General features: G+C 66.4%; 18 protein-coding genes and 1 pseudogene. 15 read left to right on the top strand and 4 right to left on the bottom strand.

Annotated elements, in window-relative coordinates:
* Positions 1-5 precede the first annotated feature (5 nt).
* Genes EV216_RS06260 through EV216_RS06250 form a run of 3 tightly spaced genes read left to right on the top strand, consistent with a single transcriptional unit; the run spans position 6 to position 3,683 of the window.
* Positions 6-896, top strand: a complete 891-nt coding sequence (locus EV216_RS06260; RefSeq protein WP_243641995.1) for a CheR family methyltransferase — start codon at positions 6-8, stop codon at positions 894-896.
* 1 nt (position 897) lies between these two features.
* Entirely contained in the window at positions 898-2,025 is a 1,128-nt protein-coding gene (locus EV216_RS06255; protein ID WP_132694197.1) for a protein-glutamate methylesterase/protein-glutamine glutaminase, read from the top strand.
* On the top strand, positions 2,022-3,683 hold the full coding sequence (locus EV216_RS06250; RefSeq protein WP_132694196.1) for a methyl-accepting chemotaxis protein: 1,662 nt from the start codon (positions 2,022-2,024) through the stop codon (positions 3,681-3,683). The genes EV216_RS06255 and EV216_RS06250 overlap by 4 nt, the downstream gene beginning before the upstream one ends.
* A 13-nt stretch (positions 3,684-3,696) precedes the next feature.
* Here EV216_RS06250 and gltA read toward each other — a convergent pair.
* Positions 3,697-3,837 (bottom strand): annotated as a pseudogene (gltA, locus tag EV216_RS06245) (citrate (Si)-synthase); the annotation flags it as partial.
* 575 nt (positions 3,838-4,412) lie between these two features.
* On the opposite strand from gltA, the gene EV216_RS06240 reads away from it, so the two are divergent.
* A complete protein-coding gene (locus EV216_RS06240; RefSeq protein ID WP_165899166.1) occupies positions 4,413-7,736 on the top strand; it encodes a sensor domain-containing protein in 3,324 nt (1,107 codons plus the stop codon).
* 373 nt (positions 7,737-8,109) lie between these two features.
* Here EV216_RS06240 and EV216_RS06235 read toward each other — a convergent pair whose 3' ends face one another.
* The 3 genes from EV216_RS06235 to EV216_RS06225 all read right to left on the bottom strand — a co-directional run bounded on the left by EV216_RS06235 (position 8,110) and on the right by EV216_RS06225 (position 10,315).
* Positions 8,110-8,952 (bottom strand): hypothetical protein, encoded by an 843-nt coding sequence (locus EV216_RS06235; RefSeq protein ID WP_132694194.1) that lies wholly within the window; start codon positions 8,950-8,952, stop codon positions 8,110-8,112.
* A gap of 238 nt (positions 8,953-9,190) precedes the next feature.
* Entirely contained in the window at positions 9,191-9,844 is a 654-nt protein-coding gene (locus EV216_RS06230; protein ID WP_207893977.1) for a hypothetical protein, read from the bottom strand.
* 312 nt (positions 9,845-10,156) lie between these two features.
* On the bottom strand, positions 10,157-10,315 hold the full coding sequence (locus EV216_RS06225; protein WP_424511171.1) for a hypothetical protein: 159 nt from the start codon (positions 10,313-10,315) through the stop codon (positions 10,157-10,159).
* 354 nt (positions 10,316-10,669) lie between these two features.
* Between EV216_RS06225 and EV216_RS06220 the strand changes: the two genes are divergently transcribed.
* The 11 genes from EV216_RS06220 to EV216_RS06170 all read left to right on the top strand — a co-directional run bounded on the left by EV216_RS06220 (position 10,670) and on the right by EV216_RS06170 (position 19,586).
* Complete coding sequence (locus EV216_RS06220) at positions 10,670-10,990, top strand: hypothetical protein (RefSeq protein ID WP_243641994.1); 321 nt, start codon at positions 10,670-10,672, stop codon at positions 10,988-10,990.
* A 67-nt stretch (positions 10,991-11,057) separates the two neighbouring features.
* On the top strand, positions 11,058-11,681 hold the full coding sequence (locus EV216_RS06215; protein WP_424511170.1) for a lytic transglycosylase domain-containing protein: 624 nt from the start codon (positions 11,058-11,060) through the stop codon (positions 11,679-11,681).
* Between the two features lie 20 nt (positions 11,682-11,701).
* On the top strand, positions 11,702-11,992 hold the full coding sequence (locus EV216_RS06210) for a TrbC/VirB2 family protein (protein ID WP_132694272.1): 291 nt from the start codon (positions 11,702-11,704) through the stop codon (positions 11,990-11,992).
* Between the two features lie 22 nt (positions 11,993-12,014).
* Entirely contained in the window at positions 12,015-12,293 is a 279-nt protein-coding gene (locus EV216_RS06205; RefSeq protein ID WP_132694191.1) for a VirB3 family type IV secretion system protein, read from the top strand.
* Positions 12,283-14,679: a VirB4 family type IV secretion/conjugal transfer ATPase gene (locus EV216_RS06200; RefSeq protein WP_132694190.1), complete on the top strand. Its 2,397-nt coding sequence runs from the start codon at positions 12,283-12,285 to the stop codon at positions 14,677-14,679. The genes EV216_RS06205 and EV216_RS06200 overlap by 11 nt, the downstream gene beginning before the upstream one ends.
* Positions 14,676-14,888 carry a hypothetical protein gene (locus tag EV216_RS06195; RefSeq protein ID WP_132694189.1) on the top strand — a complete coding sequence of 71 codons (213 nt, stop codon included), beginning with the start codon at positions 14,676-14,678 and terminating at the stop codon, positions 14,886-14,888. The genes EV216_RS06200 and EV216_RS06195 overlap by 4 nt, the downstream gene beginning before the upstream one ends.
* Positions 14,889-15,012: 124 nt before the next feature.
* A complete protein-coding gene (locus tag EV216_RS06190) occupies positions 15,013-16,086 on the top strand; it encodes a lytic transglycosylase domain-containing protein (RefSeq protein ID WP_207893981.1) in 1,074 nt (357 codons plus the stop codon).
* Positions 16,083-16,880: a type IV secretion system protein gene (locus EV216_RS06185; protein ID WP_132694187.1), complete on the top strand. Its 798-nt coding sequence runs from the start codon at positions 16,083-16,085 to the stop codon at positions 16,878-16,880. The genes EV216_RS06190 and EV216_RS06185 overlap by 4 nt, the downstream gene beginning before the upstream one ends.
* Before the next feature lie 14 nt (positions 16,881-16,894).
* A complete protein-coding gene (locus EV216_RS06180) occupies positions 16,895-17,554 on the top strand; it encodes a VirB8 family type IV secretion system protein (protein WP_243641993.1) in 660 nt (219 codons plus the stop codon).
* Positions 17,551-18,267, top strand: a complete 717-nt coding sequence (locus EV216_RS06175; protein WP_165899165.1) for a TrbG/VirB9 family P-type conjugative transfer protein — start codon at positions 17,551-17,553, stop codon at positions 18,265-18,267. The genes EV216_RS06180 and EV216_RS06175 overlap by 4 nt, the downstream gene beginning before the upstream one ends.
* Positions 18,264-19,586 (top strand): TraB/TrbI/VirB10 family type IV secretion system protein, encoded by a 1,323-nt coding sequence (locus EV216_RS06170; protein ID WP_132694186.1) that lies wholly within the window; start codon positions 18,264-18,266, stop codon positions 19,584-19,586. Before EV216_RS06175 ends, EV216_RS06170 begins: the two co-directional genes overlap by 4 nt.
* Position 19,587 lies beyond the last annotated feature (1 nt).

Here is a 19,587-nt window from a genome sequence, read left to right as displayed (position 1 = left end):
CCGCCATGGCCGCGACGATGAACGCCGAAAGCCCGGCCCCGCAAGCTGCCGCCCTGCGCCCGCAGGCTGCGGCCGGAGGCGATGCGTTCGGACGGTTCGCGGCCTATGTCGAGGCCGAGATCGGCGTCCGCCTGCCGCCGAGCAAGCGGATGATGGTGGCCGGGCGGTTGCGCCGGCGGATGGCCGAGTTGGGCTTTGCCACGCTTGACGACTATATCCGGCACCTGTTCCGCGATGGCGCGCTTGACGCCGAGCGCACCGAGATCTTCGACGCGGTGACCACGAACAAGACCGATTTCTTCCGCGAACCCACGCATTTCCGGCATCTTTCGGACAGCGCGCTGCCCGAGGCCATCACGCGGCGCCGCGGCACGCGCCAGCCGGTCAAGCTGTGGTCGGCGGCGGCCTCGACCGGGGCCGAGGCCTGGACGATGGCGATCTGTGCGGCCGAACATGCGCGCGCAACCGGCCCGTTCGACTGGGCGATCCTGGCCACCGACATCAATACACGGGTGCTCCGCGACGCCCGCCGCGCGGTCTATCCCGATCCGATGCTGGCCCCGGTGCCCCCCGATCTGCGGGAGCGGTGGGTGATGCGCGGCCGCGAGGGGCAGAGCGGGCAGTCGCGCATCGTGCCCGAACTGCGTCGGCGCGTCCGTTTCGCGCAACTCAACCTGCTCGATGCGGGCTATCCGCTCGAGCGCGACATCGACATCGTCTTCCTGCGCAACGTGCTGATCTATTTCTCCTCCGAGGAACAGGCCCGCATCGTCGGGCGTGTGGCGGGCCATCTGGCACCCGGTGGCATCCTGTATCTTGGCCATTCCGAGTCGATGATCGGTCAAGGCGCGGCGCTGGCCCAGATCGCACCGGCAACTTTCAAAAGGGTGGACTGACATGACCGGCACGGCCCCGAAAGACCCCGTTCGCGTGCTCGTCATCGACGACAGTGCCTCGATCCGGATCGCCTTCAAGAAGCTGATCGCCGAGGATCCGGGGCTGGAGATGATCGGGGCCGCGGCCGATCCGTTCCAGGCCGCCGAGATGATGCGCGAGCGGCTGCCGGACGTGCTGCTGCTGGATTTGCAGATGCCGCGGATGGACGGGCTGACCTTCCTGAAGAAGATCATGTCCCAGCGTCCGATGCCGGTCGTCGTGATCTCCTCCTTCACCGAGGCGGGCTCGCGCGCCTCGCTCAGGGCGCTGGAACTGGGCGCGGCCGAGGTTCTGGCCAAGCCGCGCATCGCCACGGCCGAGGACCGGCGTGAGGCCGCGATCCGTCTATGCGACGCGATCCATGCCGCCTATCAGTCGGGCAGGGGCGCTTCCGGACGCGGGACCAGGCGGAACGTGGCGCGACTGCGTGCGCTCGCCCCCGGAGAGCGGTTCAGCGCCGATGTGATCCTGCCGCCCATGGCCGCGCGTCCGGGTGCAGGCCCGCCGATGATCGCCATCGGTGCCTCGACGGGCGGCACCGAAGCGGTGCGCGAGATCCTCGAAAGCCTGCCGGTCGGATTGCCGCCGATCGCGGTGGTCCAGCACATGCCCGAGCATTTCACCCGCGCCTTCGCGGAGCGGTTGAACGCGCTGTGCGCCATTGCGGTCAAGGAAGCCGAGGATGGCGATGTGCTGGTGCCGGGCCAGGCGGTGATCGCGCCCGGCGACCGTCACCTGGTGTTGCGCCGGGACGGCAGGACCTACCGGACCGAGCTGCGCGCCGGACCCTGCGTGTCGCGCCACCGCCCGTCGGTCGATGTGCTGTTCCGCTCGGTCGCGCAGGCGGCGGGGCAGGGCGGGCTGGGCGTGTTGCTGACGGGCATGGGCGATGATGGCGCGGCGGGGATGGGCGAGATGCGCGCGGCGGGCGCTTGGACCATCGCCCAGGACGAGGCGTCCTGCGTGGTTTATGGCATGCCGCGGGCCGCCGAGGAACTGGGTGCCGTCTGCCAGACCCTGCCGCTGGACCGGATCGCCCGCGAGATTATTGCCCGCAGCGGTCGCGACGATCGCAAGGCGGCGTCGTGACCGCCGCGCTGCCCCACCCGATGCGTCCCACGGCCCGTCCGCCCGAGGCCGCGGCGCTGGACAGCCTGCGGGCCGGGCTTGAGCGCGTATTCCTTGACGCGGGCGAGACGCTGATCGCGATGGAGGCCCGCTTCGCCGAGCTGCGCGGCCCGCTTGCCGAACTGGTCGACCGCGCGCCTTGCGTGATCGAGGCGGCGGATGGCTATGCGCGCCAGCTTGCCCGGTCGGTGGGCACCCTTGACGACGATCTGGGCCGATGCAACGGCGATCTGGACACGCTGCGCCGACAGGTCGATGCGTTGAGCGCAACGGTGGCCACGGTTGCGCGCAGCGTCCGAATGATGCAGTTCGTGACGACCAATGCCCGGATCCAGGTCTTTGCGCTGCGCCCGCGCCACGCAAAGCTGGAAAGCTTTGCCGACAATGCGCGCGCGCTGCTCGACCATTCGCTGGCGACCCTGGCCGATGTGCAGGCGATCACCGTCGAACTGTCGTCCCATCTGCGCAATCTGGCGCGGCGCCGGTTGCCGGGCCTGCGTGCCGAGGTGGCGGCGTTGCGGCCGGGATTCGAGGCGCTTTGCGGGGCGGTGGCAGGCTTTCGCGAGGACCGCCGGAACGAGAGCGCATTCGGACGGCCGCTGGCCGCGCTTCTGGACCGGCTTCAGGCCGCGTTCGACGGGGTGATCGTCAGCCTTCAGACCGGGGATCGGGCCAGCCAGCGGATCGACCATGCCGGGCAGATCCACGAACGGGCTGCGTCCGATCCCGATGCGGGCTGGTTGGTCGGTCTTGCCGATGCGCAGCTTGCCGGCGCCTTTGGCGATCTGCGCGACGAGACCGCGACGATCACCGCGACGCTGGCGGCCAGTGTCGGACGGTTCGACGAGATCGCGGGTAACGGCGGCACCGGATCTGTGGAGGGACGGCTGCGCGCCTTCGCGGATTTGCGCTCCGCAGTGGAGCGCGCGCGCCTTGCCGTCGAGGCCATTCGCAGCCGCCGCGAGGGGGTTCTTGCATCCGCCGAATCAGTGACGGGCAACATAGCCGATCTGAGGCGGGTGCTGGCGGATGTCTCCTCGCTGGCAGAGGATTTGCGGCTTGTGGGCACGAATGCGGTCCTGGCCTGCGCCGAACTTGGCGGCGAAGGTGCGGCTCTGCGGGAGATCGCTGGCCAGTTGCGTCTGCTGGCCTCGGATTCTGCGGCGCAGTTGCGCGAGATGCGGGATGCGCTGAGCGACAGCGACGCGCGGATCTCGGACCTGATCGGGGAGCTTCAGGGCAGGACCGCCCGGACCATTGCCGGGATCGAAGGCGCGGGCGCGGCGGTGGCCAGCGACCTGGACCGGGTCTGTCAGGCCGGACGCATCGTGACCGATGGAATCGCGGCCCTTGCCTCGTCGCTGCATGCCACGGTGCCCGAAACCTGCGAGGCGATGCAGGCGCAGGTGGCGTGCCTTGCCGATCTTGCCGCATCGCCCGGTGCGGCCGCGCTACCCTCTGCGGGTGCGGATCCCGACGCGGAGCTTGTCCCGTTCTGGCTGCTCTATTCCATGGAGTCCGAGCGCGAGATCCACCGCGATTTCTGCCGCGGGCTCGGGCTTGCCGAGCCCGGCGAGGTCGGCGCCGGTCCGCCCGAGGAGCTTGATATCTTCTTCTGACGGCGCGGCCGGTTCAGCGGTCCTCGACGTGGACGTAATCGCGCCGGGTCGGGCCGGTATAAAGCTGGCGGGGACGGCCGATCCGCGTGTTCGGGTCGGCGATCATCTCCTTCCACTGCGAGATCCAGCCCACCGTGCGGCTGACCGCGAGGATCTGGGCAGTCCTCTGGCCCAGGATCACCGCCCTGCACTGGTCCGGTCCCTGAAACAAACCGCCGCCAGCCTGATCCGATCGCCCACACCCTGTCCGCGGGCCGACCTCGCATGTCAGATCGTCGCCCCAGATATCCACCAAGGCACCACATCGCCGCCCGCGCACCCCCGCACACCCGCTGGAGGCGAAGGCCGCCACGATCAGCCGGATGCCAACCGCCAGGATGCTGCAGAACCGCGCCGACGCCAGGCCCAGGCGACAAAACCAGGGCGCTCATGAATAACGTGGGGTTAACCCATCATTAACCACGATTGCGGTATTAATGATGCGTTTTGGCATGAGGCCTCGGTCCCGTGCATACGGCTTTCCGGTCAGATGCCTGCTGACGCCGTACATGCACCTCGGGCGCAAATGCATCGAACATCCACAACCTGTCATGGAAACAGTTTCTCATGATGCGTTCGAAGCAGGATAACGATGCCCTTCTCCAGGGCAGATCGCGGAAGCGGGATGGTCAAATGTCGGCGGCGATTGGATCTCGTCGGAGCGGACGTCACCTGCGAGGCGACCGGTCGGTGGATGAGCTCCTCGCTCTGCACGCTGCGGGAGTCGGCTCATGGATATGGGACCTGCAGCATTGCGACCTGTGGCTGGATCCCGGTTTCCGGGCGCTATTGGGGCGGGATTCGTCCGTGGGAAAGGAGTTCTTTCTGCCGGAAATCTGCAAAGCGGAAGACCTGACGCTGAGTGATATCGCGATCAGCCGCATCCAGACGGGTCGCGCGGAGACGCTCGATATCGATCTTCGGCTGAAAACGGCTTCCGGCGCAACCCGGCACATCCGTATGGTTGGAGGAATAGCTGCCCGAAACGAAGAGTGCGTGCCGATCCGACTTACGGGAATCGCGCTGCCCATCCGGTCCGAACCGGAAGGCCGGGCGTTCTCGAGACGTGCCGAGGCCCTGTTGCGCCATGCCGGAATGCTGGCCGGTCTTGGATGCTGGGAGCTGGTTCCCGAGACGGGCGAAATGTACTGGTCCGATGAAACCTGTCGAATTCACGGTGTGCCTCCGGACTACCGCCCGACCCTTGAGGATGGGATTAAGTTCTATGCGCCTGACGTGCGGGACACTATCGCCCAGGCAGTCTCCGCCGGTCTCCAGACAGGAACCCCATGGGATCTCGAATTGCCACTCGATCGCGCTGACGGGGCGCGCATCTATGTCCGGGCGATCGGAGAGCCCGTCCGCGAAGCCGGGCGCACAGTGCGGATCCTCGGTGCATTTCAGGATATCACGGAACGAAAGGAGACAGAACGACGGCTTGAGGAGACTGCTGCGGAGGCCCGTGCGGCCCGAGATCGTCTTAACACGCTTGCCGACTCCGCCCCCGGGGCGCTCTTCGAACACCATGAAAACCTCGATGGAACGGTCACCCTTCCCTATTTCAGTGCCAAGCTGCCTGATCTCCTTGGCGTTGCCGGTCGCGATATACACGAGGATGGGGCCGCAGCCGCGCGCAACATCGTGCCAGAAGACATGGGCACCCTGGCCAAGGCCATGGATAGGTCCCGCCGGGACGGATCGCCGCTCCAGGTCACATATCGCCTGCAGCACCCTGAGAAGGGAGTGCGTTGGATGGCGCTCTACTCGATCCCGTCCCGGAACGAAGATTGTTCGGTGACATGGTCGGGGAACGTCTTCGACGTCACAGAAGCCACCGAGGTGGGGCTGAAGGCACAGCATGCATCGGAAGAGCTTTGCGTGACACTCGAGCGCCTTCGCACGGTGGTGGAGAACGTTCCGGGTGCAATCTTTGAGCATCGCGGCTCGGCGGGGGGCAAACTGGAGTATGCTTTCTTCAGCGGCAAGTTCGGGGATATCCTGGGCGTCGACGACGACGAGATCCGTCGCGATGGCTGGGCAGTCCTCCGAAACATCGCTCCAGCAGACAGAAGCCGGGTTCGTCGTGCAATCGAAGAGGCGGAGCGGAGTGCTTCACCGCGGCGGTTCCGCTACCGTGTGCACCATCCGAAGTATGGCCGACGCTGGATCGATTCCTGGGCAAATCCGGTGCGCAAGGCGGATGGATCGATATCCTGGTTTGGCAAGATTACCGATATTACCGACCAGATCGAGGCGGAGGAAATAGCCCGCAGATCCGCCGAGGAGACCAGGCGGACCCATGACCATTTGCGGGTGATTGCCAATGTCGCGCCTGTCGGCCTGTTCGAGGTGTCCCGGGACGATTCAGGCGGGGTGAGATTCCCTTATCTTTCGGAGCGGTTCCTGGAAATGACTGGCATTGAGGCAGGAGAGCTCGCGCGGGACCCGGATTGCATTCCAGGGCGTTTGCGCCGCGAGGATCGAGCCGCACTCGCAGCCTCCATCGATGGTCGGGCCGGGAGCGAGGGTGCCTGGAGGCACAGGGTCCGTTACGATCGACCAGGGACGGGCCATGTCTGGTTCGAGGTGGCAGCCGTGGCGCGGGCGGAAGCCAAGCGAAAGGTTGTCTGGGTCGGTGTCTGCATGGATGTCAGCGACACGGTTCGCCGCGAAGTCGAGATGACCGCGGCACGCGAAACCGCCGAAATGATGGAGGCGGAGAATCGCAGACTTGCCTTCCTCGATCCGCTCACCGGCCTGCCGAACCGCCGCGGCCATGACGAGCACCTTGCTGCGGCGATCCGGGCTCTTGGTACCTCGGAAACACTGACCGTGATCGAGATTGACATAGACCGCTTCAAGCCACTCAACGACGCCTTTGGGCACCGCGGTGGAGACCTGGTGCTTCAAGCCATCGCGGGCATCCTTAACTCCTCGGTGCGCGAGTCCGATTTTGCGGCTCGGATCGGTGGCGACGAGTTCTCACTGATCTTGGCGCCTGGAACAAGCGCGGAAGATGCACTTAGGATTGCAGAAAGGATCCAATCACGGTTGGCGACTCCGATCATGTTCGAAGGGCGGCAGATCAATGTCAGCGCGAGCCTCGGCATCGCCTCGATCGAAGCGACCGATCTCGATCGAGAGGACGTTTTGAGGTATGCCGATGCCGCGCTTTACCGGGCAAAATCCGAGGGACGGAATCGGATTGAGGTTTTCTCCGGCGCAACCATGCATACCCTTCGGGAATCGCATCGCCTCGAACTTGAGTTCGAAGAAGCGCTTCGTTTGGAATCTTTTGAACCTTGGTTCCAACCGCAGCTTTCGGCAGATAGAAGGCGGGTCGTCGGGCTGGAAGTTCTGGCCCGTTGGGATCATCCGGTAAGAGGCACCCTCACACCGGATGTCTTCCTCCCCCTCGCGGAGAAGCGCGGCGTTGTCTCGGAAATCGACCGGATCATGATGCGCAAGACCGCGCCCATCCTGGGGACGTGGAAGAGGGCTGGGGTAGACATCCCGAAGGTTGGGTTCAACGTGTGTTCCGCGCGAATGCACGATCCCGAGGTAGTCAGCTGCGCTCGAGAAATCGTCGCATCGGGAACGAGTGTGGCCTTCGAACTCCTGGAGTCGATCCTGGTGGAAGAGGAGAGTGATGTCTTTTCGCGGCACCTGCAGCTTCTCCGGGATGCGGGCGTGTCGATCGAGATCGACGATTTCGGTTCGAGTCACACTTCGATCGTCGGACTTCTGACAATTGCGCCCTCGGTCCTGAAGATCGACCGGCGAATCGTGGCCCCCATCGTGGAGGACCCGAGGTCGCGCGATGTTGTGCGAACCATTGTCGACCTCGCCCGAAGCCTCGGTATGGAAACGATAGCGGAAGGCGTGGAGACGATCCACCATGCGCGGATTCTTCAGGAGGTCGGTTGCAACGGCCTGCAGGGGTTCCTTTTTTCGAGGCCTCTTCCAGCCTGCGCCGTCCCGGACCTGCTGGAAAAGGTCATCAGCGGAAGCTAGAGTTGAAGAAAGTGGCGTTCGGGTGCGGAGAATGCGCGGTCTCTGTCGGCGGGCATCGCCCAATCCCAGAAAGGTCTGGGCCGAGATGAACGGTACCCTGTCCATGTGATCCGCCCCGACCCTGTCGAAGCGGCGGATGAGGGCTGCCGGGAACCGTAGCGAGGTGTTCAGGATATCCGCGACGCAGGCGTCTATGCCCACGTCGCGCGCCAGTTTAAGCGTCATGACCTCGGCGCGGGCGAGTAGGGTGCGTCGCGCGCTGTATCTTTGGTCCAGGAAGCAGCATCTGCATCAGGTGCTGTACCCTTGTCTGGTGTAGGGTAGTGGCGCAGCGCAGTTCAGGTAATTCAACCCCGCGTCACGATGCCGACGATCACCTCGCGATCTCCCCCGCCATGACCGCCAGACCATGGACCGCGAGGGTTGCCGTGAACCTCGGGCAGCCGAACTGCCGGATGACGTCGCGAACGCGCGCATCATATGCCGCCTGTCCGATCACGCGGCAGAGATCCGAGGCGTGAAACTCCCGATTGGCGATCGGTGCGGCGTTGATCTGCGCGAGCAGTTCCCGTTCCTGCCGCTCGAGGGCGCGCTGAGGCACGGGAGCTTCCTCTGGCCGGGGAGCCGTGCCTGGCGATGTGCGCCATCGGCGCATGAAGCCAAGCAGGAAACCTGCCGGAACCGCGACATTGCCCCTTGCGCGATTGAAGGCAAGGAACCGATCCCAGATCACCTGGGTGTCGACGTTCCAGCAGGGCAGCGTTCTCTTTGCAGCCTTGATCAGGTCGGCCCAGCAGGTCTGGAAAACGTTCGGACTTTCGTCGATGGTGATTCGTCCCGAGAAGATAGTTTTGTTGGTATCTTCTCTAGATAGTGATGTGTCGCCTCTGTCTGACACTGCATCGTGGGCTGGTTCGTCGTCATCGAAGGCCGCGAAGCGAAAAAGCCAAGGGGCAAACTTGCCGTTGGGCTTGCGGCGCTCAAGCTTCAGGTCGGACACTTCGAGTTCGCTCAGCAGGACGCTCAGATACTGCCGCGAGACACCCATCTTCTCCGCCAGTGCTGAGAGGGTGAAGGCGGCCGTGCCGCGGGGCAATCCGTTATAGCCGTCCTTCCACGCGATGGCATCAAGGATCAGCGTGGCGAGCTTGTGGGCAGAGACGGAAAGATCGGTTTGCGTGATCCGTCGCAGGATCAGGCCGGTGGTCGGTTCCATGCTTGGGCCTCCGGGGGGCACCAACGCAATTCCGTGAGCAAACACCATTCATGCCAGCAAAACAACTTTGCTGGTTGCGGCGGCTTGGACTATGCGCTAGAGGAAGCTTGTTTATGGGTTTCTCTGGCGCGGCGTCAGGCTTCACGGTCTGGCGTCGTGTCCCTTTTCTCTTTGTATGCACAGCCTCCCGTGCAGGGTTGCAAGGCGGCGAACCCGATGAACGCGGGTCCCCGCGGGTTCAGTAGCGGACCTCTTCGAAACCGTAGCTGCCCGCATGATCGCGCCAGTCGACGAAGACCGAGCGGTAGACCATCCTGTCGCAATGCTTCGGGCGGGGCAGGGCGGACGCCGACGGAACGGCCGTCACGCTCGACCTGGCCCAGCGATAATCACCCTGTTCCCCGTAGGAGCCGAGCCGGGTCGAGTCCGAGCGGATGCAACGACCGTCACCGTCTTCTCTCTGATGGAACTGGATATGGAAGACGCGGATGCTGCGCACGAAGTCGAAGGCATCGCCGGAAATGTCGATATCGGCCTGTTCGGAGGCTTGGACCGGCAGGACGGGCAAGGAAGCGGTCGGCATGGCGATCGAGGATCCGGTCCGGAAGGTGATGTCGTGGAGCCGCTCCAGCGGGAGCGCCCGGGCCGGGGCTGCAAACGAAGCGCCCATGGGGCAGCGCCAGATCTGCAGGGGAGGCTCCACCGGCCACGGCGTGATCCGCCGGATGAAGACAGCGCGCGCATGGGCACAAGGAGCCGATGTCGGCCACCCTCCGGCCAGACAGAGCAGGATCGCACAATCGACCTGATAGCTCTGGGCGGGTGCGGCTGCTGGCATGTTGACCACGAGCGCAACCGCGATGGCTGCGAGTGGCCTGATCAATGGCGTCATGTGTCGACTCCCTACAAAATAGCATAGCCGATACAATACACCATTACCGACTTCAATCGGATTTCATCGCAACAGGATCACCAACGGACCGGGTGCCTCGACCAGAGCAGACCAGGCGCCCGCACGGCGCCGCTCGAGTCCCCAGGCCCCGGCCGATTTCCCCGCCGGGCGCGAGGGGGCGATCTGGTCACCAGACCGGGAACGCGTTGTCATGGTGGACCAGTTCGGGGGTTTGCGTCCCGGCCGGTTTCGGGAGGCACTCCACTCTGTCATCCGCCGGGACACATTCCCGCCTTCCCGCCTCAGGCGCGCTCACTGCTGCGCGCGCTGGGACCGCCCATAGGCCTCGCTGACCTCGCGCGCCTCGGTGATGGCCCGCGCGCGTTCGTCATCGAGGCAACGGAAATAGGCCTGAACGTCGGCGAAATAGCCCTCGAAATCCGCCCTGAGCAGGTCGGCATAGGCGCGCATGTCCCCGGGCGATTGGGGGAGATACGGAGGGTCGGGGGCCGGGCAGGGGGAGGCCATCGCACCTTGCGTGCAGGTCGGGCCGAGCAGCAGCGCGACGACGGCGCTGCACACGCATGACATGTGCAGGGCAAACCTCCTTTTGCGCCTTTAATGTTGTTATGTCGTGCGGTAGGGACGTTATCAGGGCAAGGCGATCTTCGTCAATACGGTTTTATTGTCTTGCCAATGTTCATGTTGTTTTGTATCGCCCGTGGTGTTGCGACCCCGCGGGACCGATGCTGCACCCCAGCCAGGAAAGGACCCGAAGCGGGAGCCATGATAGAAGAAGCACCGAATGTGGTTACAGAAGACGGATTGCGCAGCCTCCTGGCCGACGGATACCTCCTCGAGGTCGTCTGCAAGGAAGGGGCCGAGAAGCGCCACAACAGCTGGTACGGCACCTGGGTTGCGCGGGCCGTCGCGGAAGACGGACGCGCGGACAAGATGCTCGTCACCAGCCGCAGCATTCTCAAGGTGCGGGAGTTCAAGACCATCGTCGGTCTTGTCAGCTTCCTTGCCGAGATGGGCTGCACAAGCGCCAGCATCCCGCTCCTCGAGGGCGGACGCGAGCGTCACGCCGCCCCCGGCCGCGTTGCCCCGCCGCGCACCGGCCCGGTTCTGGTCAAGGACAGCTGACCGCGCGATCGCGCTCGTCATTGCCCTGGGTACAGGCGTCTGTTCCGCGCCGCCGGCCCTGGCTGACGTGTTCGTTTTCTCGGTTGGCCCGGATGGTCGGCTGATTTCCGTCAGCGAGGACAGGAGCCTCCCGCGCGCGTTTGACGGTGCGGCCGAGGCGCAAGCGGATCGCCTCTTTCTCTTTGCAGAACCAAACGCACATGCCGATGACCGCCCGCCAGGCCGGGTTGCTGCGGCTGTCGCCCCGCGCACCGTCCGCGCCGCCCCCGAGATCCTGCACGCGATCGAGACCACGGCGCTGCGCTATGGCGGCCATGTGGGGCTTCGCCGTGCCGGTCTGTCGGTCACCGATTGGGCATTGTTCTACCGCGCCAATATCGAGGTCGAGAGCGCCTATGACCCGCGCGCACTCAGCCATGCGGGGGCCATCGGGCTCGGCCAGCTGATGCCCGGTACCGCGCGCGATCTGGGCGTCGATCCGCATGACGTCGCACAGAACCTCGATGGTTCTGCGCGCTACCTGCTGATGATGCTCGAGCGGTTCGGCGATCCGGCGCTCGCGCTTGCCGCCTACAATGCCGGGCCCGATGCGGTCGCCCGCCATGGCGCCATTCCCCCCTTTCGAGAAACCCAAGGGCATGTCGCCCGCGTGACAGCCGTGTTCCAGCGGCTCAGAGGAGAACTGTCGTGACGTCACGGACCATTCACAGCCTGCTCCGCACACGGGCCTTCACCGCGCTTGGCGCGACGGCCCTCATCGCGCTGGCGGGCCCCGCGCTTGCACAGAGTATCGACCTCTCGCCGGTCCAGACCCTGCTGCAGGGCATCGTCGATGCGATCACCGGGCCCCTGGGCATCGTGATCGGCACGCTGGCGCTGATCGGGGTGTTCCTGTCCTGGCTCTTCGGCATCCTCGATTTCCGGCAGGCGCTCTGGGTGGTGGTCGCGATTGCGGGCATCGCCGCAGCGCCCACCATCGTCGCCGCCATCTGGTCGACCTGAGCTTCCGACCCCGAGTCCCGCCATGGCTGAGCAGTCCCGCGTTTTCATCGGCCTTCTGAGGCCACCCAAGCTGATGGGCCTTCCGATCATGTATGCCATGGTCTGGCTCTTCGGCTCCGCGCTTCTGTTCCTCTGGGTGCAGAGCTGGGTGGTGGCCGTGGTCGCGGGGCTGGCCTGGCCTGCGCTGTGGAAGGCGGCGGATTGGGACCCGAACTTCCTCGATGTGCTGGTGATCACCTTGCAGGAAACGCCGCCGACGTCGAACCGAAGGATCCACGGGGGTGACAGCTATGCCCCGTGATGGAGTGGCCGATCCGGACGCAGACGCCTTCGATCCGCTGACCGCGCTGCCCGCCTGGGTCAAGGGCGAGAAGCGGCTCTCGGCAATGCTGCCTTATGTCAGCCTCGTCACCGACTGCACGATCCGGACGCGCGGCAACGAGCTGATGCAATGCATCCGGCTCGAGGGGGTGAACAGCACGACGAGCGAGGACGCCCATCTCGACCGGATCGGCGGGCTGCTTGCAGGCATCCTCGCGCAGGTTGGAACCCCGTTCTCCTTCTACCTGCACAAGGTCTCGAAAGCCGTCGATGTCACCCTGCCGCCGATCCCGGGCGACGGCTTTGCCGCTGCCGTCGATCAGCGCTGGCAGGCCCATCTCGGCCGGTCGGGTCTGCGGGACAAGACGCTCACGCTTTCGGTCCTGAAGCGTCCCGACAGCGTCAGCCGTCTGCCCTTCGGCCTCGCGGCCCCGCGGGCGCGGCTTGCGGCAGACACCACCCGGCGCCTGCGCCAGCTCGACGAGGTCGTGGGCTTTCTGCTCTCCTCCTTCGACGCGTTGAACCCGCGCCTTCTCGCGGCCAGCACCGGCGAGCTCCTGGGCTTTCTGGGCGCGCTGAACACCGGCGAGGAGCACCCGCTCTTCCCTAGGTCACGCTTGGGCGTGATCGCCGAGGATGTGGCCAATACCCGCGTCACCTTCCGCGGCACGACGATCGCGCTTTCCGATGGCGCCGTGGGCGACAAGTTCGGCACGATCTTCGCGGTCAAGACCTACCCCGCCAGGACCGACAGCCTGATGCTCGACGAGCTGAACCTGCCCGTCGATATGGTGGTCACCCACTCCTTCGTGCCGATCAACGCCAACATCATGGCGGGCCGGATCAAGCGGCAGCTGCGCCTGATGCAGGCGGCCGATGACGGGGCGGTCAGCCTCGCGCAGGAACTGGAACTGGCCCAGGACGACCTGGAATCAAAACGCCTGATCTTCGGCGAGCACCACATGACGGTTGCCGTCTACGCGCGCACCCAGGCCGCTCTCGACGACATCGCGGCCGAGATCCGCAACATCTCGGCCACCTCCGGCATCAACCTGATCTCGGAAGCCTTCGGGGCGCGGGCGCATTTCATGGCGCAGCATCCCGGGAACACGGGCGCGCGCAGCCGCAAGGCCGCGATCACGAACCACAATTTCGCCGATCTCGCCACCTTCCACCGCACGCCGCTCGGCAAGGCCGGACGGGAAGTCCCCTGGGGCATGCCGATCGCGCTCTTTCCGACCCCGGACCGCAGCGGCTTTCGCTTCAACTTCCATGAACAGGGCGCACCCGACCGCGAGCCTACGGGCGGGCATACCCTGATCCTCGGCCGCCCCGGCTCGGGCAAATCCGTTCTGGCGGGTTTTCTGATGACCATGGCGCGGCGTGCGGGCACGCGGACCTTCGTCTTCGACTATCGCGCGGGCATGGAAATGGTAGTCCGCGCGCTCGGCGGCAGCTATTCGACCGTACGGGCCGGTCGACCCACGGGGCTCAATCCGCTGCAGACCGAGATCGACCTACGTGGCCAGGCCTGGCTTGCGGACTGGCTCGCAAGCCTGCTCGAGCGCCGCGACCGGCCGCTCACGCCGGTGCAGACCAACCGGTTGCAGGAGGTCGTGCGCCAGAACGCAAGCGCGCGGAACGCGGGCCTCCGGAACTGGTCGGACTTCACCTCGCTCCTGGTCTCGACCGATGACGGGGGCGATCTGTTCGAGCGCATGCAGGAATGGACCGCAGGCGGCCGCTACGGCTGGATCTTCGGCGCCAATGCCGAGGACACGTTCAAGCTCGGGGGCAGCCTCGACGGCGACATTGCCGGGTTCGACCTGACCGGCATCCTCGATTCCGAAAGCGAACGGGAACGCATGGCAGTGCTTTCCTACCTCTTCCGGCGCATCGAGCGGGTGATCGAGGATCGCAGGCCCACGATCATCGTGATCGACGAGGCCTGGAAGGCGCTCGACAACACGTATTTCGCGGAGCGGCTCAGCAACTGGCTGGTGACCGCCCGCAAGCAGAACGCCGTCGTCGTGATGATGACGCAATATGCCAGCCAGCTCGAGAGAACCCGCACCGGCAAGACCATCGTGGAAGCCGTGCCGACCCAGGTGCTCCTGCCCAATATCCGCGCCTCGGCCGCCGATTACGCGATGCTCGGCCTCGGCGACAAGGAACTCGATGTGCTTCTGGGCGTCGGCTCCGCCTCGCGGCTGGCGCTCGTGCGCGACGATCGCGGCGCCGTGGTGATCGATGCCGATCTCGGCGCCCTCGGCCCCCTCGTGACCATCCTTGGCGGCATGGAGAAGGGCGAGGCCCTTGTCGGCGCCGATTATCGCGACCGCCCCGATTTCTGGAGAGTGACATGACCCGTCCCATTGCCCGCAGCCTTGCGCTGATCGGCCTGATCTCGAGCCTCTCGGCCTGCGCCCAGCATCACCCTGCCAAAGCGAACTGCTTCACCTTCCGCGAGGCGCCGGCAGGCGTGGCGTCCAAGCCCTCGATCGCCGGCACGGGCGGCGAGGTCACGCGGCGCGCGTCGGCCTGCGACTTCGTGATGCCGGGGACGGGCGGCTGATCCGATGACCGCCACCTGCTTCCATGGCGCGGCGCGGTCCGCGCTCCTTGCGAGCGCACTCGCCAGCTCGTTCGGGGGATGGTGCGGCGCCCCGGCCTCCGCCCAGGGGGTGCCGACCTTCGACATGCGCCTCTTCGCGGGGCGGCAGGCGATCGTCGAGCAGCGCGAACAGGATCTCGCACTTCAGCAGGACCGCCTCGCCCGTGTGCAGGAACTGGCCGAGATCGAGCGCCAGCAGCTCGCGGCGCTGAACGCGATCATGGATGCCATGACGCTGCGCGCCGGTGACGTCGCGGGCAGCGTGGCCGGGCTCGAGTCCGGGCAGGGGGAAGCGGCAGGTATCAGCACCGCCGCCGCCAGCCTCTATGCGCCCGAGGATCCCAACCCGGCCTCCGCGCGAATTTTCGGCGATGCACGGGAAGGGGTGGAGGAGCTGATCATCCGCGCCGCGCGCCATACCCACGGCCTGCCCGGCGTGGGCCGCGCCGGGCTCACGCTCGTGCAATGGCGCTGCCTGTTGCAGGCCCTGATCTGGCAGGAAAGCCGATTCCAGATCGGCGCCCGCTCGCCCGCGGGCGCCTTCGGCCTGACCCAGATCATGCCCGACACCGCGGGCGATCTCGGGATCTACCCCGCCTATTACGACGACCCCTGGCTGCAGGTCACGGGCGGCGCACGCTACCTCGCGCAGATGCTGGGCATGTTCGATGGCAACATCATCCACGCGCTCGCGGCCTATAACGCGGGCCCGGGCCGGGTGCAGCAATATGGCGGCGTCCCCCCCTTCGCGGAGACCCAAGCCTATGTCGTGGTGACCCCCCAGCAATACAACCGCTACCTTGCGGCCGTGGGCGGGATCGATGCCCTCGGCACCGTCGACCCGGTCCTGCTGGCCAACGCGAGCTTCAGCCTCTCGGCCCATGGCGCGGGCGTCTATGGCGATTATTCGCTGGTCTCGGTCCAGGCGGCCGCGCTGCGCGTCCAGGACATCATTGCCCGCATCGGCGAGACCAGGGACCTGAACGAGGCTATCGCGCTCAACACCTATGCCCGGGCCGAGCTCGCCCGGCTGGTCGCGATCCGCACCCGCATCAAGGCCGTCCATACCCAGCCGCTCAGCGAGGAACAGCTCGCCATGGCCGCGGTCCAGGTCGCCGAGCGGCAGTTCATGAATTTCACCCTGGAGACGTTGCGATGATCCCGCGCCTGACCCGTTCCCTCGCCACCGGCGCCGTGGCCCTCGCGGTGAGCACCGCCCTCGCGGGCCCTGTCACCGCGCAGGGCGTGCCCACGGTCGACACCCAGAACATCGCCCAGGAAATCCGCCAGCTTCAGCAGATGCTGCAGGATTTCGGGATCCAGACCGATCTTCTGGACAATGCCCTCGAACAGCTCGACGTGGTCCAGAACCAACTCGATCAGCTGCAACAGATGCATGCCTCGCTCACCGGACCGCGCAGCATCCTCGGCATGGTCATGGGCGACGGTCTCGACGGGCTCCTCGAGGCCAAGTTCCGCGATCTGCCAGGCCTCATCCGAGGCATCCAGGCGGGCGACTGGAGCAACCTTCTCGGCGTCACGGCAGGCCCCATGCGCACCCAGATGGAACAGGCGCTGGCGCGCGCCGGCTTTGACGAGAACTCGCTGCGCGAGATCGCGACCAGCGGCAAACCCGGGGCCGAGGGCGTGGCCACGCGCGCCACCACCGGCGCGGTCATGTCGGCCGCGGCCCAGAACAGCCATGCCGAGGCCGCCCAGTCGCTCGAACGGGTCGAGCGGCTGGTCGCGAAGATTCCCGAGATGGAGGATCTGAAGGCCGCGATGGACCACAACACCCGGGTCACCGCCGAACTGGCCATCGCCATGACGCGGATGTGGGAGCTCGAGGCAATCCAGACCCTCGGCGCCGGCAATGCCGGGGTGGTCGATGCCGCCACCATCGCCGAGGAACGCCGCTACATGGACTTCACCCTGCCGAGCTTGCGGCCATGACCGGGGGGCCTGACATGACCACTGGCCTGAGCACCCGCGAACTCGTGGAAGAGGAGCTGATCCACGGCGCGCTGCGCCGCGAGCGGCTCTGGCAGATGATCGGGATCGGCGGCGCGGGGTTCGGCGTGATCGGCTGTCTTGCCGCCGCCGCCGTCGCCCTGATGATCGAGACCCCGCCGCCCGTGGTCGTGCCCTATGACCCGGAAACCGGCATGGCGCTCCCGAATGCTACGGTCGCGGCCGTCTCGCTCGCCGAGCGGCCCGCGATCATCGAGGCGCAGATCTACCGCTATATCCTCGACCGCGAGAGCTACAACCAGCTCGATAACGACATGCGCGTGCGCCGGGTCCTGGCCCAATCGACCGGGGCAGCCGAGGCCAGCATGCGCGCGATGTGGACCTCGGGGCAGGAGAGCTATCCGCCAACGCGCTATGGACCATCCTCCGAGATGGCCGTCGAGATCGCCTCGATCACGCTGATCGGCGAGAACCGCGCCCAGGTAAGGCTGAGGAAACGGCTCTCCGGTCCCCAGGGGGCGCAGGCGGGGATGTTCACCGCCACGCTCATGTTTGCCTTTCGTCCCGAACGGACCCGCTCGATCGACGATGTCTGGCAGAACCCCTTCGGCTTCACCGTCACCCAATATGCCATCCGATCGGACCGTTCCGAATGACCCGCACCCCCGGAAAGCCTGCCCTTGTTCCTGCCGCCACCCTTGCCTGCGCGCTGGCGCTTCTTGCGTCGTCGGCCCTCGCCGAAATCACCCCACGCCCCGGCCCGCATGACAATCGCGTGCGCATCGCAAGCTGGACCGACGGGCAGGTCTACCGCATCGTCACCACCCTCACCCGCGTGACATCGGTCGAGTTCGGCGAGGGCGAGACCATCCGCTCGATCATCGCGGGCGACACCGTGGGCTTCCAGTTCGATGGCGTCCCCGGTGGGCGCGCCTTCGCAATCAAGCCGATGGCCGCCGGCGTGGCGACCAACATCACGGTCTATACGAACCGCCGCTCCTATTACTTCCACGTGATCGAGGCGCGCGAGACCCCGCATTACGTCGTGCAGTTCCGCTATCCCGAGGCCAGGGTCCAGCCCGCGCGCGCGGTCGCGGCGCGAGCGCCGAACGCGACCTATGCCGTGAGCAGCCGCCTGGAGTTCACGCCTACGGCGATCTGGGATGACGGCACCTTCACCTATTTTCGCTTCGCGCGGAACACGCCGGTGCCCGCGATCTTCCGCTACACGAACGGGGCCGAGCGCGCGGTGAACAGCACTGCACAAGGCGACGGGGTCATCCGCGTGTCGGGCGTGAACCGACAATGGGTGCTGCGCCTCGGCGAGGACGTGGTGTGCGTCCAGGACATCGGGCAAGCCGCGTCATGAAGGAGGCAACCGAAGACCTCGCCGCGCGGCTCGCGGCCCTGGAGGGGACAAATGGCAAGCGCATGGACCGTCGGCGGGCCTCCCCGATCACGGCCTTTCTCGGCGTGGCCGGGATTGCGGCCCTCGGCGGCGTGCTCTGGCTTGCGCTGCAGCCCAAGCCCGAGGGGCTTCTGGCAACGGCCGCCCCGGACGAGTTCCAGACGCTCGGCACAGGCTTCGGCGATATCGCACCCCTGCGGTTGCCGGAGCCCGAACCGTTGTCCGCGCCGGAAGACGCCGGGCCCTCGGCCGCCGAACTGGCCCTGATGGAGAGCCTTGCCACGCTCAGGGCGGAACTCGAGGAACTGCGCGCGCGCCCGGCGGAGGTGCCCGATAGCCGGGCCGAATCGGCAATTGCCGAACTGACCGCCCAGATCGCGGCCCTGCAGGCGGCCTCGCACGAGGCGCAGCGCTCGCTGGAACGGCAATTGACCGAGCGCGACCGCCAGCTTGACCAGATGCGGATGGATCTCGAACTCGCGCGCCTCAATCCGCCGGAGCCCGTTCGCATGGGACCGACCGAGGAGGAACTGCGCCTAGCGGAACTCGAGCGGCGCCGCCTGGCCGAAGCCGAGGCCCGGGCGGCGCGCGTGGCCTCGCCGCTGATTGCCTGGTCCGGGGCCGCCGGCGGGCGCGCCGATGCGCAGGAGCAGGCGCGCCTGAGTGCCGACGAGGCCTTCGTGCGCACAGGCGCAAGGCCGGCCCCGACCACGCGGGCCGAGGTGATCGTGAACCCGTCGCATACCGTCGTGCAGGGCACGATGATCCAGGCGGTGACCGAAACCGCGCTCGACAGCACGCTGCCCGGCGCAATCCGGGCCATCGTCTCGGAGGACGTCCACTCCTTCGATGGCAGCCGCGTCCTGATCCCGCGCGGCGCGCGCCTGATCGGGCGCTACCGCTCGGATGTCGCGCTGGCGCAGGCGCGGGTCATGGTGGCCTGGGATCGCATCATCCTGCCCGACAACCAGACGGTCGAGATCAGCGCCTTTGGCGGCGACGCGCTCGGCCGGACCGGCACCACCGGTTTTGTCGACACGCGCTTTTCCCAGCGGTTCGGCTCGGCCGCGCTGATCTCGCTGATCGGCGCGGTGCCGACCCTGGCCGCGGGTAAGATCGAGGATGGCGCGATTGCCGGGGCCGCGCGCGAGGTCTCGGGCGATCTGCGCGATGCCGCCCAGGGTACCCTGCGGGACTATCTCGCGATCCGTCCGGTGATTCATGTCGATCAGGGCAGCCGGATCACCGTCATGGTCGATCGCGACCTGGAGATACTCTGAC

This window comes from Rhodovulum steppense (assembly GCF_004339675.1).
Classification (GTDB): domain Bacteria; phylum Pseudomonadota; class Alphaproteobacteria; order Rhodobacterales; family Rhodobacteraceae; genus Rhodovulum; species Rhodovulum steppense.
Note: the sequence above shows the minus strand (reverse complement) of the source record. Positions and strands in the feature narration are given on the sequence as shown.

What these genes read in the sequence shown, in the direction of transcription:
- EV216_RS06260 (WP_243641995.1), top strand. Translation starts at nt 6, where the DNA reads ATGGCCGCGACGATGAACGCCGAAAGCCCGGCCCCGCAAGCTGCCGCC.
- EV216_RS06255 (WP_132694197.1), top strand. Translation starts at nt 898, where the DNA reads ATGACCGGCACGGCCCCGAAAGACCCCGTTCGCGTGCTCGTCATCGAC.
- EV216_RS06235 (WP_132694194.1), bottom strand. Translation starts at nt 8,952, where the DNA reads ATGGAACCGACCACCGGCCTGATCCTGCGACGGATCACGCAAACCGAT.
- EV216_RS06230 (WP_207893977.1), bottom strand. Translation starts at nt 9,844, where the DNA reads ATGACGCCATTGATCAGGCCACTCGCAGCCATCGCGGTTGCGCTCGTG.
- EV216_RS06225 (WP_424511171.1), bottom strand. Translation starts at nt 10,315, where the DNA reads ATGCGCGCCTATGCCGACCTGCTCAGGGCGGATTTCGAGGGCTATTTC.
- EV216_RS06205 (WP_132694191.1), top strand. Translation starts at nt 12,015, where the DNA reads ATGGCTGAGCAGTCCCGCGTTTTCATCGGCCTTCTGAGGCCACCCAAG.
- EV216_RS06200 (WP_132694190.1), top strand. Translation starts at nt 12,283, where the DNA reads ATGCCCCGTGATGGAGTGGCCGATCCGGACGCAGACGCCTTCGATCCG.
- EV216_RS06195 (WP_132694189.1), top strand. Translation starts at nt 14,676, where the DNA reads ATGACCCGTCCCATTGCCCGCAGCCTTGCGCTGATCGGCCTGATCTCG.
- EV216_RS06190 (WP_207893981.1), top strand. Translation starts at nt 15,013, where the DNA reads ATGCGCCTCTTCGCGGGGCGGCAGGCGATCGTCGAGCAGCGCGAACAG.
- EV216_RS06185 (WP_132694187.1), top strand. Translation starts at nt 16,083, where the DNA reads ATGATCCCGCGCCTGACCCGTTCCCTCGCCACCGGCGCCGTGGCCCTC.
- EV216_RS06180 (WP_243641993.1), top strand. Translation starts at nt 16,895, where the DNA reads ATGACCACTGGCCTGAGCACCCGCGAACTCGTGGAAGAGGAGCTGATC.
- EV216_RS06175 (WP_165899165.1), top strand. Translation starts at nt 17,551, where the DNA reads ATGACCCGCACCCCCGGAAAGCCTGCCCTTGTTCCTGCCGCCACCCTT.
- EV216_RS06170 (WP_132694186.1), top strand. Translation starts at nt 18,264, where the DNA reads ATGAAGGAGGCAACCGAAGACCTCGCCGCGCGGCTCGCGGCCCTGGAG.